16 protein-coding genes and 2 pseudogenes are annotated in these 14,573 nt (G+C 64.8%); 5 read left to right on the top strand and 13 right to left on the bottom strand.

Annotation, left to right across the window (positions count from 1 at the left end; genetic code table 11):
- Window positions 1-8 precede the first annotated feature (8 nt).
- A complete protein-coding gene (locus tag C449_RS10010; RefSeq protein WP_006077889.1) occupies window positions 9-1,730 on the bottom strand; it encodes a rhomboid family intramembrane serine protease in 1,722 nt (573 codons plus the stop codon).
- A 149-nt stretch (window positions 1,731-1,879) separates the two neighbouring features.
- On the opposite strand from C449_RS10010, the gene C449_RS10005 reads away from it, so the two are divergent.
- On the top strand, window positions 1,880-2,161 hold the full coding sequence (locus C449_RS10005; protein WP_006077888.1) for a DNA-directed RNA polymerase subunit L: 282 nt from the start codon (window positions 1,880-1,882) through the stop codon (window positions 2,159-2,161).
- A 21-nt stretch (window positions 2,162-2,182) separates the two neighbouring features.
- On the opposite strand, the gene C449_RS10000 is transcribed toward C449_RS10005, so the two are convergent.
- Complete coding sequence (locus C449_RS10000) at window positions 2,183-2,428, bottom strand: hypothetical protein (RefSeq protein ID WP_006077887.1); 246 nt, start codon at window positions 2,426-2,428, stop codon at window positions 2,183-2,185.
- A 91-nt stretch (window positions 2,429-2,519) separates the two neighbouring features.
- Between C449_RS10000 and C449_RS09995 the strand changes: the two genes are divergently transcribed.
- Complete coding sequence (locus C449_RS09995; protein ID WP_006077886.1) at window positions 2,520-2,747, top strand: DUF7860 family protein; 228 nt, start codon at window positions 2,520-2,522, stop codon at window positions 2,745-2,747.
- A gap of 205 nt (window positions 2,748-2,952) precedes the next feature.
- Here C449_RS09995 and C449_RS09990 read toward each other — a convergent pair whose 3' ends face one another.
- Both C449_RS09990 and hisF read right to left on the bottom strand, forming a co-directional pair.
- Complete coding sequence (locus C449_RS09990) at window positions 2,953-3,597, bottom strand: hypothetical protein (RefSeq protein WP_006077884.1); 645 nt, start codon at window positions 3,595-3,597, stop codon at window positions 2,953-2,955.
- 72 nt (window positions 3,598-3,669) lie between these two features.
- Complete coding sequence (gene hisF, locus C449_RS09985; RefSeq protein WP_006077882.1) at window positions 3,670-4,482, bottom strand: imidazole glycerol phosphate synthase subunit HisF; 813 nt, start codon at window positions 4,480-4,482, stop codon at window positions 3,670-3,672.
- Window positions 4,483-4,593: 111 nt separating this feature from the next.
- On the opposite strand from hisF, the gene C449_RS09980 reads away from it, so the two are divergent.
- Window positions 4,594-4,875, top strand: a complete 282-nt coding sequence (locus tag C449_RS09980) for a DUF7550 family protein (protein WP_006077881.1) — start codon at window positions 4,594-4,596, stop codon at window positions 4,873-4,875.
- Between the two features lie 90 nt (window positions 4,876-4,965).
- Here C449_RS09980 and tbsP read toward each other — a convergent pair whose 3' ends face one another.
- The 3 genes and pseudogenes from tbsP to C449_RS19000 all read right to left on the bottom strand — a co-directional run.
- Window positions 4,966-5,793 carry a transcriptional regulator TbsP gene (tbsP, locus tag C449_RS09975; RefSeq protein WP_006077880.1) on the bottom strand — a complete coding sequence of 276 codons (828 nt, stop codon included), beginning with the start codon at window positions 5,791-5,793 and terminating at the stop codon, window positions 4,966-4,968.
- Window positions 5,794-5,959: 166 nt separating this feature from the next.
- Entirely contained in the window at window positions 5,960-6,328 is a 369-nt protein-coding gene (locus C449_RS09970; RefSeq protein ID WP_006077879.1) for a hypothetical protein, read from the bottom strand.
- A gap of 49 nt (window positions 6,329-6,377) precedes the next feature.
- Window positions 6,378-6,602, bottom strand: a pseudogene (locus C449_RS19000) (hypothetical protein); the annotation flags it as partial.
- 117 nt (window positions 6,603-6,719) lie between these two features.
- Between C449_RS19000 and C449_RS09960 the strand changes: the two are divergent.
- Complete coding sequence (locus tag C449_RS09960) at window positions 6,720-7,358, top strand: DUF7282 domain-containing protein (protein ID WP_006077877.1); 639 nt, start codon at window positions 6,720-6,722, stop codon at window positions 7,356-7,358.
- Window positions 7,359-7,387: 29 nt separating this feature from the next.
- Here the strand turns inward: C449_RS09960 and C449_RS09955 are convergent, their stop codons facing one another.
- Both C449_RS09955 and C449_RS09950 read right to left on the bottom strand, forming a co-directional pair.
- Window positions 7,388-7,948: a metal-dependent hydrolase gene (locus C449_RS09955; RefSeq protein ID WP_006077876.1), complete on the bottom strand. Its 561-nt coding sequence runs from the start codon at window positions 7,946-7,948 to the stop codon at window positions 7,388-7,390.
- A gap of 78 nt (window positions 7,949-8,026) precedes the next feature.
- Window positions 8,027-9,271: a M24 family metallopeptidase gene (locus C449_RS09950; RefSeq protein ID WP_006077875.1), complete on the bottom strand. Its 1,245-nt coding sequence runs from the start codon at window positions 9,269-9,271 to the stop codon at window positions 8,027-8,029.
- A 177-nt stretch (window positions 9,272-9,448) separates the two neighbouring features.
- Here C449_RS09950 and C449_RS09945 point away from each other — a divergent pair, with 177 nt between their 5' ends.
- Window positions 9,449-9,925, top strand: coding sequence for a hypothetical protein (locus C449_RS09945; protein WP_241430103.1), 477 nt, complete (start codon window positions 9,449-9,451; stop codon window positions 9,923-9,925).
- 18 nt (window positions 9,926-9,943) lie between these two features.
- On the opposite strand, the gene C449_RS09940 is transcribed toward C449_RS09945, so the two are convergent.
- From C449_RS09940 to C449_RS09925, 4 genes and pseudogenes are all read right to left on the bottom strand, one after another.
- Window positions 9,944-11,242 (bottom strand): ABC transporter ATP-binding protein, encoded by a 1,299-nt coding sequence (locus tag C449_RS09940; protein ID WP_006077873.1) that lies wholly within the window; start codon window positions 11,240-11,242, stop codon window positions 9,944-9,946.
- Window positions 11,235-12,405 (bottom strand): annotated as a pseudogene (locus C449_RS09935) (ABC transporter ATP-binding protein). Before C449_RS09935 ends, C449_RS09940 begins: the two are co-directional and overlap by 8 nt.
- A 99-nt stretch (window positions 12,406-12,504) precedes the next feature.
- Window positions 12,505-13,503 (bottom strand): ABC transporter permease, encoded by a 999-nt coding sequence (locus C449_RS09930; RefSeq protein ID WP_006077871.1) that lies wholly within the window; start codon window positions 13,501-13,503, stop codon window positions 12,505-12,507.
- A 1-nt stretch (window position 13,504) separates the two neighbouring features.
- Window positions 13,505-14,503, bottom strand: a complete 999-nt coding sequence (locus C449_RS09925; protein ID WP_193790588.1) for an ABC transporter permease — start codon at window positions 14,501-14,503, stop codon at window positions 13,505-13,507.
- Window positions 14,504-14,573: the final 70 nt, after the last annotated feature.

The following is a 14,573-nucleotide window of genomic DNA, read 5'->3' as shown; positions in this document are numbered from 1 at the left end:
CCCGCTATTCACTCGTAGGATTCGTGACTTGCGATCCGAACGCGTGTCTGCCCTGCGACGGCGTACAGGTGCTTTCCATTCCGGTCGAAGGTAACGTTTGCAACCGCCGCGCTCGTTCCTTTCTTCGGGAGCGGAACGGAGCCGAGGGTTTCGTTGTTCCGACTGACGACGAGATCGAACCCCGTCTTCTGCGGGGCGAGCGAGACGTTCTTTCCCGTGATGACTGGCTCGGCGGTTGCAGGTGTCGAGCGATATGCGAGCTGTCGGCCCTCACCGGGTCCGTTGAGGTACACCTTGTAGGCGTGGCCGCCGCCGACGATCCGCCACCCGTTTCGTTTGGCGGCCACGGTTTCGGACCAGCCCAGCCCGCCGAGTTTAACCGCCGACCAGCCGTCGAACGCCAACTCGCTCGACTGGATCGCGGTGGTCCAGACGTGGCGACTGTCGCTCTCGACGATCACGCCGCTGGCTCGCACCTGGGTCGTCTCACCGAACGCCGAGATGTCGAACACCGACACCTTCCGGTTCGTGACGTTCTCGGCGTAGCTGACGGTGTAGTCTCGAACGGCGACATCGGCGTCGAGTCCCGGCTGGGGCCCAGCACCGGTCCCGGAGGCGAACACCTCTTCGGCTGGGGTATCGACGGTCGTGAGGTTCACCGGAACAGCGGGGGCAGCGAGCACCGCGAGCGCGAGCACGATGACACCCGCCGAGGCTGCACGGCGTCCGATAGTCCCGACACGTCCAAGATCGCTGAGACGCTCGATACTCTCGAGGCGCGGGACGTCCGGCCGTGGAAGCGCCAGCCGGTCGGGGGCGGCGACGCTCGCCGCGACCACGAGCGCGAGCCCGAAGACGAGCACCGCACCGACCGCCCGGAAGAGCACGTACTCGCCGTTGCCACGGAACCAGTAGACCGCCCACAGCGACTGGCCAACGGCGAACAGGATGGTGCCGAGCCAGAGCCGGCCAGGTGGGGGCCGAACGTCACGCCGGCGACAGAGCGCGACGCCGAGCAAGACGCCGATGAGGAGACCGATGGCGTGGGCCTGGATCGCGATCCCGGCCCACCACGGCGTCCCGAACGAGGGTTCGGCGCTTGCCTGCACCACCGGGTTCCGCAGCGCACGATACACGAGCTGGACGACGCCACCGGCCGAGAGCGCGATCACCGTCGTCACTGGGTAGCGGACGAGCGCGACCCCGGCGAACGCGAACACCACACCCGAGAAGCCGATCACCGGCCCGATCGAGAACACCGCCACGACCAGGCCGACGCCGATCGCCGCGGCAGGGATGGCGAGCGCGCGAGCGTAGGGATTGGTCCGGAGCGAGGAAAACGTCGCCGTGCCGCGTTCGGTGGGGTAGTGTCCCCACGCGTACTCGACGACGACGCCGAACGTGCAGACGCCGACGAGGTTCCCGACGAGGTGGGCCGGGCCGACGTGGGCGAACGACGCGACCGCCATCCCGAGGGGATAGAGATACGACCACGCCCGGAACGGGAGAACGACCGGCCAGTACCAGTTCGTCAGTCCGTTCTGGACGAACAGATACACCCAGAGCAGTCCCGCCACCGTGAGGAGTGTGCCCCATGGAACGCCAGCCACAAAGCGTTCGCGAAGCGCTGGCCCCCATTTCCCGCGGCCGTCGAGTCGGTAGACGGCCCCCAGCGAGATCGCGGCCGCGAGGAGCACCGCGATCCGTGCGAGTGTCTGCCACGGGGCCATGAAGGCTCGAAGGACTGCGATGGTTTCACTCTGTCGCGTGCATACGCATCAGGACGGCTTCACGAGACGACCACGGCGTCGCCAGAGAGGGACCGTCGATCGACGACCATCAGTCGTCAGGTTGAAGCGCGCGACGCCGAAGAGAGGGTATGGATCTACGGGTCATCGAGAGCGAGGACGAGGAACTGGCGATCGAGATCGAAGGCGAGGACCACACGTTCATGAACGTGCTCAAGGGCGCGCTGCTCGAAACGTCGGGTGTCGTCGCCGCCACGTACGACGTGAACCCCGAGCAGTCAGGTGGTCAGACCGACCCTATCCTCACTATCCGGACCGAATCCGGCACCGAGCCACTCGACGCGCTCGAAGCCGGGGCCGATCGAGTCAGCGAGATGACGACGACGTTCCGCGACGCGTTCCAGGCGGCCTAAGACGGCGATTGCTGCGGCGACTCAGTTCGTCGGCTGGCGTTTCGCTCGCAACAGATCGATCGCGTCGCTTGCGAGAACGTACCCGATGACGAGCAGCAGGCAGCCGAGCGCCGTCATCCAGACACCGACGATGCCGACGCCCGTATCGAGCGTCTGGAGTCCGTTCAGTTCGACCACGACACCGAGGGCGGCCGCACACACCGCACCGATCGCACGGACGGCAGCCGCACCGAACTCCGTCCCGAGTTGCAAAAGCGTCTCCTTCATCGACGCCGCTACTCGTCGTAGCCCGAAAGCAGTTGCGTTTCGAGCGACTGGATCGAAACCGGTTTGATCGTCACCCGCCCGAACCACGTGTATGGGTCGATACGGCGATCTGAACCATGAACGACTGACGAAATACGGCTTCGCGCTTGGCGTCGCGCTGTTCGTTCTCGGAGCGGCTGGCTCCGCGTTCGGCCCCGCAGTGGCTGGACCACTTCCCGGCTGGGAGCGAACCCTACTTTTCGACAGCGAGGTGGCCGGTATCCTCGTCGCCTTCGTCTCGGTGTTCGGCTTCGGGATCGTCCTCCCGCTGACCGAGTGACTCGCCGCCAGCCACTAGGAAACCGCAGTCGACATCAGGCCGTTCGGCGCAGCACCGCTGCACCACGGCTGGCGAACGCTTCTCGATGGAAGAGGAAAGCTATCCGTCGTCCGAGCGGCCGCCTTTCTCGACCGCAACGGTACGGAATCGTGGTTTCCCGTCGCCGTCTCGAACGACTCCCTCGTCGTCGGACTCGTCGCTGCTATCACTCATTGCTGGAGTCGTCGACTTCCAGCCGCAAGTACCTTCCCGTGAGCAGATACCACGCAACGATGGCGAGCGCGAGGGTACCTGCGAGCAGAACACCCCATCCCCATACCCCGGTCGGTGCGAGTACGAACAACAGAACGGCGATCGAGAGATACGTGATCCCCGCGAGAAGCGCGACGAGCGTCGAGCGGAATCGGCGGGCGTTCGCTGCCAGTACCTGCCGATTCCGTTCGACGGCATCTGCATAGGATCGGAGCAAGAGTGCGTTGTACTCGCCGTAGCCGTACTCCCCGTCCGCGATCGTTTTCGCCGCGCGAGGATGAAGCCCGACGACGACTTTGCTGCTGAGGTAGGTCACGATCGCTCCGGCGATGGCGGCGACGAGTCCGACGACACCCGCAGCAACGGCGAGAATCGCTGGCACGGACGTGGTGGGAGCACCGCCGCCGAGTCGGAATGCCAACGAAACGGCAGTGAGCACCAGTCCCAGAACCACACCGACGAATCGTGTGACGTATGCGGCCTTCTGGTCGAGATCGTCGACGGTATCGATCTGCGTATCGATCACCCGTTCGAGCCGGTTGACGGCGTCCGCGCGTGATCTTCCGCCGCTGGAGTCCTCGTCGTCCGATTCAGACATACGACAGTGGCGATCGCAGCAATGTCTTCCCGCTAGTCACGACGCTGGCGATCGTTCGGTCGAGCGTGGTCCTCACAGCCGCACCGGAACGCTGCGGTCGGCGAGATACTCCTTCACCTCGCGGATCGAGTACTCGTCGAAGTGGAAGATCGATGCGGCGAGCGCCGCGTCCGCACCCGCGTCTGCGAACACCTCGTGGGCGTCTTCGGGACCGCCACAGCCGGACGAGGCGATGACTGGCGTCGAGACAGCATCACAGACTGCCCGCGTCAGTGGGATGTCGTAACCGTCCTTCGTTCCGTCGGCGTCGATCGAGTTGACGAACAGCTCGCCCGCGCCCCGGGATTCGGCCTCACGTACCCACTCGACCACATCTCGTCCTGTCCCCTCGCGGCCACCTTTCACGGTGCACTCGAACCAGCACGACTCGCCGTCGACGCGTTCGTACTGTTCGCCCGCCTCGTCGTACCGCCGGCGTGCGTCGACCGAGATCACGATACACTGGCTACCGAAGGCCGTCGCGCCCTCGGTGATGAGACCTGGATTCTGGAGCGCGGCGGTGTTGATCGAGACCTTGTCAGCCCCGGCTCGGAGCGTCTCTCGGATATCCTCGCGGGTGCGGATCCCGCCGCCGACGGTCAGCGGAATGAACACCTCGTCGGCCACACTCGACACCACGTCGAGCATCGTCTCGCGGCCGTCGGCCGAGGCGGTGATGTCGAGGAACACGAACTCGTCAGCGCCGGCTTCGTTGTACCGCTGCGCCATTTCGACCGGATCACCGGTGTGTTCGAGATCCTCGAAGTTGACGCCCGTGTACACTGCCGGCTCACCGTCCTCGTCGAGATCGACGTCGATACAGGGAATGATGCGCTTTGTCAGCATCCGATACTCGCTCTCGGACGGGCCGGGTGTTGACGGTTTCGACTGGCCTGTTCGGCGACTCGGCCAGTGGTCATCAGTGTGTTTTTAGTTGCACGCTGTCGTCGGTCCGGTATGAGCGACAACGACGATACACCGACCGAACCTCGCGAGTCCGAACTCGGGCAGGAACAGGCGACCGATACCACAGAGGAGACGATGGCGGGGGACGAGCGTGAGGAGCGCGATGCCCATCCCGACGCAGCGGGCGAGGGAACCCACGGCAGCGTCGAGCCGGTCGCGACGCGCGAAACCGCCCCGATGAGCGCGTTCACCGCCCGTCAGGCCGGTATCGGGGCCGTCGTGCTCGTCGTCGGCTTGGTCGTCACGTTCGCGATCCCGCTCGCGTTGGTCTGACGTCGGATACACCTCTGAAACGGCAGGGACAGACTACACGACGGTCGAGAACAGCTGTAACACGAGTTCCGAGTACTGATCGAGTGGTGTTCAGTCGTCGGTCGCGAGCAGTTCCTGGGCGATGCCCGCGAGTTCGTCGATGTCGGCCTCTTGGAGCCGCTCGTTGCCGAGCAGCAGGCGGAGTCGCGGTCGGCCGACGTCGATCGGGACTTTCGTGGTGTCGATCACTCCCTTGTCTTCGAGTCTGGTCTTCGTCCGGGAGAAGGTGGCCTTGCTCGCGACGCCGGTGTCCTCTCCCCACCGGCTGATGTCGTAAAGCTGGAGTTCGTGTTTCGCCGCGACCAGCAGGCTGATCGTCACTTCGTCGAGCCCGTCGCCGTTGCCGCGAGCGGCGTCGAGCGACTCGAGCACGCGCCCGAAGTCCGCATCGACCTCGTCGTCGAACGTCTCGGCGAGCGTCTCGTGGACCCGCGAGATCGGCGGCGTCCGGAGCGAGAACGGCTCGGCCTCCTCGAACGCCGCCGTGTGTTTCTCGCGTGCGCTCGCAACGAACTCGTCCTCGACGGTCCCGAGTCCCGCGATCAGCTCCCCAGCGGCCACGAGCGTGACCACCGTCTCGTCGGTCACGATCAGCGAGTTCATCCCGGTGGATTCGGTCGTTCGTAGCGAGAGCGTCTCGTCGGCGATGAGATCTGCGGTAGTGCTGGCAACGATGAAATCCTCCATGACGGTCTTGAGTGTGGCCTCGACCGCGAGCAACCGAACCGTCGGCGGATCAGCGAGTTCGTCCAGCACGTCGACGAGTTTCTCCACAGCATCTGCCGAGGGAAAGACCACGAACACCTCCCCGGACGCCTCCGAGAGAACGGTACGATAGATCTCCGCATAGTCCATCTCGACACTCTTCAGTGACTTCATTGTACGTGAACCAAGACACTCGTGCTATTTAATTTCACTGGCTTTGACCACCCGAAACACCAAAAACCGAACGACTCCGGCGACCTATTGTCGAATGGACACCCGTCGAGACACTCAGGATAATCGAACGAACGAACGGAAAACCGAGTCGTACGATACGTCGGGGTTACAGGAGTGCCCCGAGCACGGCACCGGTGAGCAAGGAGAGAGCCAACACGCCGCTGGCGGTCGCGAGCGGTACCCGGCTGGCACGGACGGTGCGAGCGCCCCGGCGGGTGTCGGTTTCTGTCGAGAGTAGGAAGACGACACCAGCGGTGGCGAACGCCAGCCCGATGACGAGCCCCCAGAGGAAGGTGAGCGCCGAGGCGTCGGCGATAGCGATGGCGACCGTCCGGCTGAGGACGAACCCGGTGCCGGCGATGATCGGTGCGCTCCCGACGACGTTGGCTCGGTCGACGTCCCTCTGTGCACTGGGGACGAGCTTGCCCAGTAGTGACTGCCACGAGGATTGTAGTCGACGGCGGCGACGCGGCATACCTACCTCGTGTGGCACCCTCCGGTATAATTCTTTGTCAGACATACTTCTATATATTTACGCTTTTGGAGCCGACACGCCTCGATGGATCCAGTCGATATCGATCAGGCCAGTCGAGCGGATCCTCGAGATTGCCGGTGATCGCTCCGAACGCGTCGGGCGCGGTCACGAGCCCGACCACCGACCCGTCGTCGGGATCGACCACCATGGCGTCCTCCTGGTTTTCGGCCCAGAATCGGTCGATGAGGTCGCTGACCAGAAGATCCGCTAGCACAGGCCAGTGGGTGAAGATTCCTCCTCGGTGATGGTAACGATGGCGGTGTCGCACCGAGCAGCCGCGACGACCCGACATTTTTATCCGATGAGACCGCCTCACACACCAGGTCCCTCCATGCGATCCACGAACGTCGCTGCGGTGCTCGTTGTCGCCCTCTGTATGGCCGGGACGGCCGCCGCACTTCCGACGGATGCCGTCCGATCACAGCACCCTCAACAGGCTCAACAGGGCGTCTCGGATCCGAACGCGACACTGGTGTTCACCGACCAGACCACGAACGGGTCGGTGGTGCGCCTCAGCACGGCCACCCTCTCGCAGGGCGGGTTCGTCGCGATCCACGACACGAGCCTCACCGCGAACAACAGCACCGTCGGCAGCGTCATCGGTGTCTCACAGCAACTCAGCTCCGGGCCGCACCAGGACGTCGTCGTGCCGCTCTACGCGGTCGACGGCCGGTCGTTCAACGAGTCGCGGCTCGCCGAGAACGGCACGCTGATCGCGATGGCGCATTTCGATTCGAACGACAACGGCGAGTTCGATTTCGTCGCCACCAATGGGAGCACCGACGGACCGTACGTCGAGGGGACTCGGGCCGTGACCGACAGCGCCTCGATCTCGGTCCGCCCGGCGGCGGACGACGCGACGGATGGTGGAATCCTCGGTGGAGTGGGTCCCATCGCCGTCACCGTGGCGTTGGTCGTCGTCCTCGCACTGCTCGGCGGTGCGGCCGTCGTAGCTCGCCGACGTCAGTGAGATGGGCCTGGGATGGATGATGGGACGGGCTACTGCTCTGCGGCCCGTTCACGCCACGTAACGACCCATCCGCGCAACGCCGCAAGGACGGGATACCCGTCACGGCCCCAAACCACGAACGCGAGCGCGACGAGCACGATCTGGAGGGCGAAAAACGGGGTGAACTCCACACCCAAGATGCGCGCGAGGAACCCGGCGCTGGTGTCGTACTCTGGCAGATCGAGCAGCGGCCAGCCGAGATACGCGAGATACTGGTAGTCGCCGGAGACGAACGAAAGCACGCCGTCGGCGAACGGATGCGAGAGGTAGCCCACCGCGAACGCGATACCGATCGTGGAGTGACCGCTCCGCCGGGCGTACCACACCACGAGTACACAGATCACGACGGCGGTGAGCAGCGAGTGTGTGAGCGACCGGCCGCTCGCCAGTACGCCGAACGTCCACGCCAGCGGCTTGTCGACGAGGTCGGGAAACTGCGTCCCGAACGCGACGGCGAGCGTCGCCGCACTGCCCGGCAGTCGGTCGAACCGCCACCGGCTCAGCCCGGAGTACAACAGATAGCCGACGGCGAGATGTCCCCAGGGCCACATACGAGTCGGTAACGACGGCGGTGGTTTACCCGCTTCGAAGACGGGACGGCCGTCCGGATTCCGGTGGTGTGGCGGGGTTCACCGGACGGGAATCACGTTCTCGTCGAGCGAGCGTGGGAAGTAGGTCAGCCGCTCGGTGCCTTCCTCGGTGATGACGATCGTATCCGAGTGGCGATAGCCTGCCTCGCCCGGGATGTAGATGCCCGGTTCGATCGTGTAGACGTGGCCGGGCTGCATTACCTCGTCGCTGCCGCGATCAATGAACCCGCGTTCGTGGCCCTCCAGCCCGATGTTGTGGCCGGTGTGGTGCTGGGCGTACTGTGCGAAGCCACGATCGGCGAGCACGTCGTGAACCGCACCGTCGACGTGTGCACAGGCGACGCCCGGCCCCGACTCCTCGATCGCGGTAGTCTGGGCGGCGAGCATTGCCTCAAACCGTTCGCGATCCTCGGGACTCGGCTCGCCCAAGAACATCGTGCGTTCGAGTTCGCTCACGTAGCCGCCGACGTTCGCGGTCGCACCCGTGACGAGCACGTCGCCCTCGCGCAGCCGACGGTTCTCGGTCAGGCCGTGCGGGAGCGCGGTGTTCGGTCCCGAGAGGAACCCACACGACGCCGGGAATCCCCCACGGAGGCGGGAGTCGTAGCGCTCGCCGAGCGTGTCGAGCATCGCCATGGAGGCGTCGAGGCTGGCGCGTTTGGCGACCCAGAGTTCGTGGTTGCCTGGTTCGGCGTATTCGGCGAGCTTTCGGTGCGCGAGGTTGCCCCACTCCGCCGAGCGTGCGAGGAGGTCGATCTCCGCACCTGACTTCGTTTTCCGCCAGTCGGTGATCCACTCGACGGTCTCGACGTCGACACCGGCGAGTTCGCCGAGTGTTGGCCCACTGTACCCCCAGTGGCCTGGCGCACCGTCCGCGTCGGCGGCGACGCGCTCCGCACCGAGGTCGTCGAGCATCGCCCGAATCGTCGCTTCGGGGGTCCGTGACCGGTGTTCGTGGTACGTCTCCCGGGAAGCGGCGTCCGCCAGATCGTCTGCGTCGCCGATCCCTGGATAGTCGTAGTACCCCTGAACGTGCTCGATCAGCGGGAAGGCATCACTTTCTGCGCGATCGCGTTCGAGCCGCGGAAGGGTGATCGCGACCACCTCGTCGGTGATGGCGAGACAGACCGGTCGTTCGGTCTGGAGATGATGAAACCCGGACACCCATTCGATGGCGGTCGCCGAGAACAGACAGAGCGTATCGCGGTCGGTCGCCGCGAGCTTCTCGCGGACACGTTCGATCCGGCGCTCGAACTCGGCGGGTGGGAGTGTCGTCGGTGCCATACATCGTGGACCGACGGGGGCATCATGAGTGTTCTCACCGTTCGCTCTACGACGACAACAATCCGAGCGCTATCGACCAGCAGAGCGAAGTTCGTGCGTGGTAGACGAGGAAGCGATGACGGGTCGACGACGAACGAACGCCGAACCACGGTCGTCCGGTACGGACATCGACTGATCGTGCCGGTTAGTGACCGCGAGGACCGTCACGGGCTTGACGAGACGCGCAACTACCTCGCTGCGGCGCTCGGACGGTTCGTCCCGCAGCGCCTGGCACGCGCGGCGTTGCACGTCTCGATCGAGACCGACCGAGAGCGCTACGCACGGGGAGAGCCGATCGCGATCACCGCCACGTTTACCAACCGGCTTCCCGTCCCGATCACGGTCCGAACGCCGCGCCAGCGGCGCTGGGGATGGAGCGTCGACGGTGAACTGGAAGCGAGCGACGAAACCCGCTACACCCGCTCGAAACCGAGCAGCTTCGGGTTTCGTCCCCGCGAGCGAAAGCGCATCGAGTGGGAGTGGAACGGTCGGTTCGAACGAACCGCCGAGCGTCAGTGGGTGACGGCCGAACCTCGCGAGTACGAGATTTCCGCGTTCGTCGCGCTCGACGGCGACACACGGCCGTCGGCGACGACGACTGTGCGGATCGAGTGACGGGAGCGCACTCGCGGGCTACTCGCGATGGAGATGACAGGCCGCGAAGTGCGCCCCGGTGCCGTGCTCGGGCTCGATATCGTAGGCTGGCTCCTCCTGGGCACAGACGCTCTGTTGGGCGAAGTTCTCATCCAAGAGCCGGTTCGCTTCCGTCCAGTCGCCTGAGAGAACGTTTTCGACCGCCCGGTCGACGATCGTGGCCGTCTCGCCGCTGAGCGACACATCCTCGAAGAAGCGGTGGCGAAGCGCCCGTTCGCCCTCGGGTTCGAACGTTCGACGGTCGACCGCACGCATGAACGCCCGCACGGCCTCCCACTGGGGATCGGTGAGATCGTACTCCGGCGGGCGGATGAGTTCGGGACACCGTGTCCGGAACCGACAGCCGGAGGGCGGATCGATCGGGCTCGGAACGTCGCCCTCGAGCACGCCGCGAGTTCCCTCCGCACGCGGATCGGGAACGGGGATCGACGACAGTAGCGCCCGCGTGTAGGGATGTTGGGGGTTCTCGAACAGCTCCTCTTTCTCGGCGAGCTCGACGAGCTGGCCCAGATACATCACCGCGACGCGATCCGAGATGTACCGGATGACCGAGAGATCGTGGGCGATGAACAGGTACGTCAGCCCGAACTCCTCCTGGAGAGCGTTCATCGTGTTGAGCACCTGCGCCTGGATCGAGACGTCGAGCGCGCTCACGGGCTCGTCACACACGATGAAATCGGGGTTGACCGACAGCGCCCGCGCGAGATTGATCCGCTGGCGCTGGCCCCCGGAAAAGGCGTGGGGATGGCGGTTGTAGTGTTGGGGATCGAGTCCGACTTTTTCGAGCAGTTCGTGCGCGCGATCCTCTCGACCCTCGTCGTCGAGCATCCCGTGGGCTTTCATGGGTTCCTCGACGATGGTCCCGACCTTCATCCGGGGGTCGAGACTCGACTGAGGGTCCTGAAAGATCATCTGCATGTCCTGGCGCTGCGCCCGGAGCTCCTCGCCGCCCATCTCGGCGAGGTTCGACCCCTTGAAGTAGACGTCACCATCGGTCGGGTTGAGGAGTCGGAGGATGGTGCGTGCGAGCGTGCTCTTGCCACAGCCGGATTCGCCGACGAGGCCGAGGGTTTCGCCCTCCCTGATCTCGAAGGAGACGTCCTCGACCGCGCGCACCTGCTCTGAGTCGAAAAATCCGGAGAGGAACCCGCTTCCCTGGTCGAAGTGTTTAGTCAGCCCGTCGACTTCGAGTAGCGTGTCGGTGCCGGTCGTCCGGTCGGTCGCGCCGCCGGCGTCGGTTCCATCGTCGGTTTCGGCCGGTGATCGGGCGTCACTCATCAGTCACACCCCCAACGCCCCGACTGCTCTCGCCCTCGCGACGCCCGCCGTCGGCAGTGAGATCCGCGCCGAACCCGGCCTTGGCGTCGCTGGCGATCGGATCGCTGTCCCAGTAACCGACGTCGAACGCGTCGTGCATCAGACACGCGGCGCGGTGGGGCGGATCACCCGGCTCGGAGACGTCTCGCGCGTCCGGATGCGCCCGAACGCACACCTCGCGCGCGTCCGGACACCGAGTGTGGAACCGACAGCCGGAGGGCGGATTGATCGCTTCGGGCATGATGCCCTCGATGCTGTCTCTTATACACATCTCTGATGGCGCGAGGGAGNCCGCTCAGAGATGTGTATAAGAGACAGGTGTAGGGGTGTTTGGTGTCGTAGAACAGCTGCTCGACGTCGGCCTGTTCGACGATCTCGCCGAGATACATCACGTTCACGCGGTCGCAGATCTCCGCGATCACGCCCATGTCGTGGGTGACCCAGATGAAACTGGTGTCGTACTTGTCCTGGAGATCGTCGACGAGATCGAGGATCTGGCCCTCGACCGTGACGTCCAGGGCGGTGGTGGGCTCGTCGGCGATAATCAAACTCGGCTCGCACGACAGCGCCATCGCGATCAGCACTCGCTGGCGCATCCCGCCGGAGAACTGGTGTGGGTAGTCGTCGTAGCGATTTTCCGGTTCGGGAATGCCGACCTCCCGGAGCATGTCGATCGCCTCTCGTTTCGCGGCGTCCGCACCGAGATCGCGGTTGATCTCGATGAACTCCCGGAGCTGGCCGCCGACGGTGAACACGGGATTGAGGCTCTCCATCGGATCCTGGAAGATGATGGCGATCTCCCGGCCACGGATGCGCTCGCGCATTTCGGCGTTCGAGAGCATCTCGTCGCGCTGGACGAGTTCGCCATCCGATCGCTCCTCGACGCCGAACAGCGTCTCGCCGCGGAACGTGACTTCGCCGTCGACGATCTCGCCGGGACCCTCGACCAGCCTGAGGAGGCTCGACGCGGCGACACTCTTGCCCGCCCCGCTCTCGCCGACCAGCCCCACGATCTCGCCTTCGTTCACGGTAAAGGAGATTCCATCGACGGCACGAACGACGCCTTCCTCGGTGAAGAAGTGGGTCGTCAACTCTTCGACGCGTAGTAGTGGTTCCTGACTCATGATGTCGTCTTGTTTCGTCTCGTGATCGCGACTGTCCCTTCGACGGTCGATCGTTGCCGGCGTTGCGACCGGTCTCCAGTGGTTACTGTCCGATGCATCTCAGTTGTTGAGCCGCGGATCGAGCGCGTCCCGGAGCCCGTCGCCGAAGAGGTTGAACCCCACGACGGTGATCAGAATAGCGAGCCCCGGCCAGAGGCTGAACCAAACACTTTGAAGCATGTAGTTGCGCGACTGGGCGAGCATCTGTCCCCACGAGGGCGTCGGTGGCTGGACCCCGAATCCCAGGAAGGAGAGTCCGGCCACGATGATGATGCTCACACCGACTTGGAGGGTGGCCTGAACCAGCACGGGTGCGAAGCTGTTCGGCACGACGTGCCGGAAGATGATGTTACGATCCCTGACTCCCGCCGCGCGGGCGGCTTCGACGTAATCCTCCTCGCGCACGCTGAGCACGCGCGAGCGGATCAGCCGCGCGAAGACCGGTATCGAACCGATACCGACCCCGATCATCGCGAAGACGAGATCACGCCCGAACACCGACATGAACGTGATCACGAGGATCAGGAAGGGGATGGCGTACAGCGTCTCAACGCCGCGCATCAACACGTCGTCGACCCACCCACCGTAGTAGCCCGCCACCGCGCCCACGATCACGCCGCCGAACAGCCCGAACGCGGTCGCGATGAACCCGACCTGGATCGCGATCCGTGTCCCGTAAAACAGCCGGGCGAGGATGTCGCGACCACGGTTGTCGGTGCCGAGTGGGTGTTCCAACGTCCCGGTGCCGAGCGCGTTCTCGACTCCGACGGGAGGCAACAGTGCCTCGACGGTCACCGGGTCGACCTCGGGGTTGACCCAGTAAGTGCTCGCGAACCAGTAGTCGAGCAGCTTCGCGTCGATGTACGCGAACACCGCGACTGCGGTCATGAAACCGATGATGCACAGCCCCGCGAGCGCGGTCGGGTCGCTCCGGACCTGAGAGAGGGTGTAGCGCCACCCGACCCGTGATTTGACCGCGCGTTCGCTCTCGTCGGCTCCAGTCTCCTCGGTCCGACCCGAGGAGAGCATCTCGTCGGATTGGGTATCACTCGTTGCCATATCAGTCTCGTTCCCCGTAGGAGACGCGAGGATCGACGTACGCGTACGAGAGGTCGGTGATGATCACTCCGATCACGAACGCCAGTCCGAAGACGATCGTCGTCCCCATGATGAGCTGGTAGTCCTGGTTGTACACGCCGGTCAGGATGAGTGTTCCCATCCCGTTGATGCTGAACACCGTCTCGGTCAACACCGCGCCGCCGAGCGCGGTCGAGAGGTTGAGTCCGAGCACCGTCAACACCGGCAGCTGTGCGTTGCGGAACGCGTGTTTCCTGAGGATCGTGGTCTCGGAGACGCCGTAGGCCCGCGCGAGCCTGACGTACTCCTCCGAGAGTGTCTCGAGCATCGAGGAGCGCTCGATCCGCGTGATCGCCGCCATCTGGAGCGTGCCGAGCGAGAGCGTCGGCAGGATGAGATGTCTCGCCGACGCGACCACCACGTCGAGACGCGTCGTCGCCCCCTCGACTCGGAGCGGATGCGCCCACGGCATGATCAGGTTCGTCGCGGGGAGCCAGCCGAGCTTGAACGCGAAGACGATGATGAGCATCAGCCCGATCCAGAAGGAGGGCGTGCTCACGCCGACCAGCGCGACGACTCGCGAGATGTGGTCGGTTGGCTTGTTCCGTCGCTGCGCCGAGAGGACGCCGAGCGGTATCGACGCCACGATAGCGAACGTGAAACTCGACAGCAGCAGTAGCAACGTCACCGGCAGCCGTTCCAGGATCTTCTGGGTGACGGGCACCCCATAGTAGAGGCTCCGGCCGAGGTCTCCCTGGACGACGCCCGCGAGGTAGTTGAAATACCGGACGTACAGCGGTTGATCGAGGCCGTACTTCGCCTCGATCGCCGCGACTTGCCCCGGTGTCGGCGACGGGCCGAGCATGATGCGTGCCGGATTGCCGGGGATGGCGTTCGAGAGGAGGAACGTGATCGTCACGATACCGATCAACACCGGTATCGCCTGTAGCAGCCGTCGGGTGGTGTAGCGAGCTAGCCCCACGGCTCACCTCCCGTAGCGGTACGTTGGTATCGTGTGGTCGTCGTATCAGTCATGATGGCATGCAAACGAA

It is taken from the genome of Halococcus saccharolyticus DSM 5350 (genome assembly GCF_000336915.1).
Lineage (GTDB): Archaea > Halobacteriota > Halobacteria > Halobacteriales > Halococcaceae > Halococcus > Halococcus saccharolyticus.
Note: the sequence above shows the minus strand (reverse complement) of the source record. Positions and strands in the feature narration are given on the sequence as shown.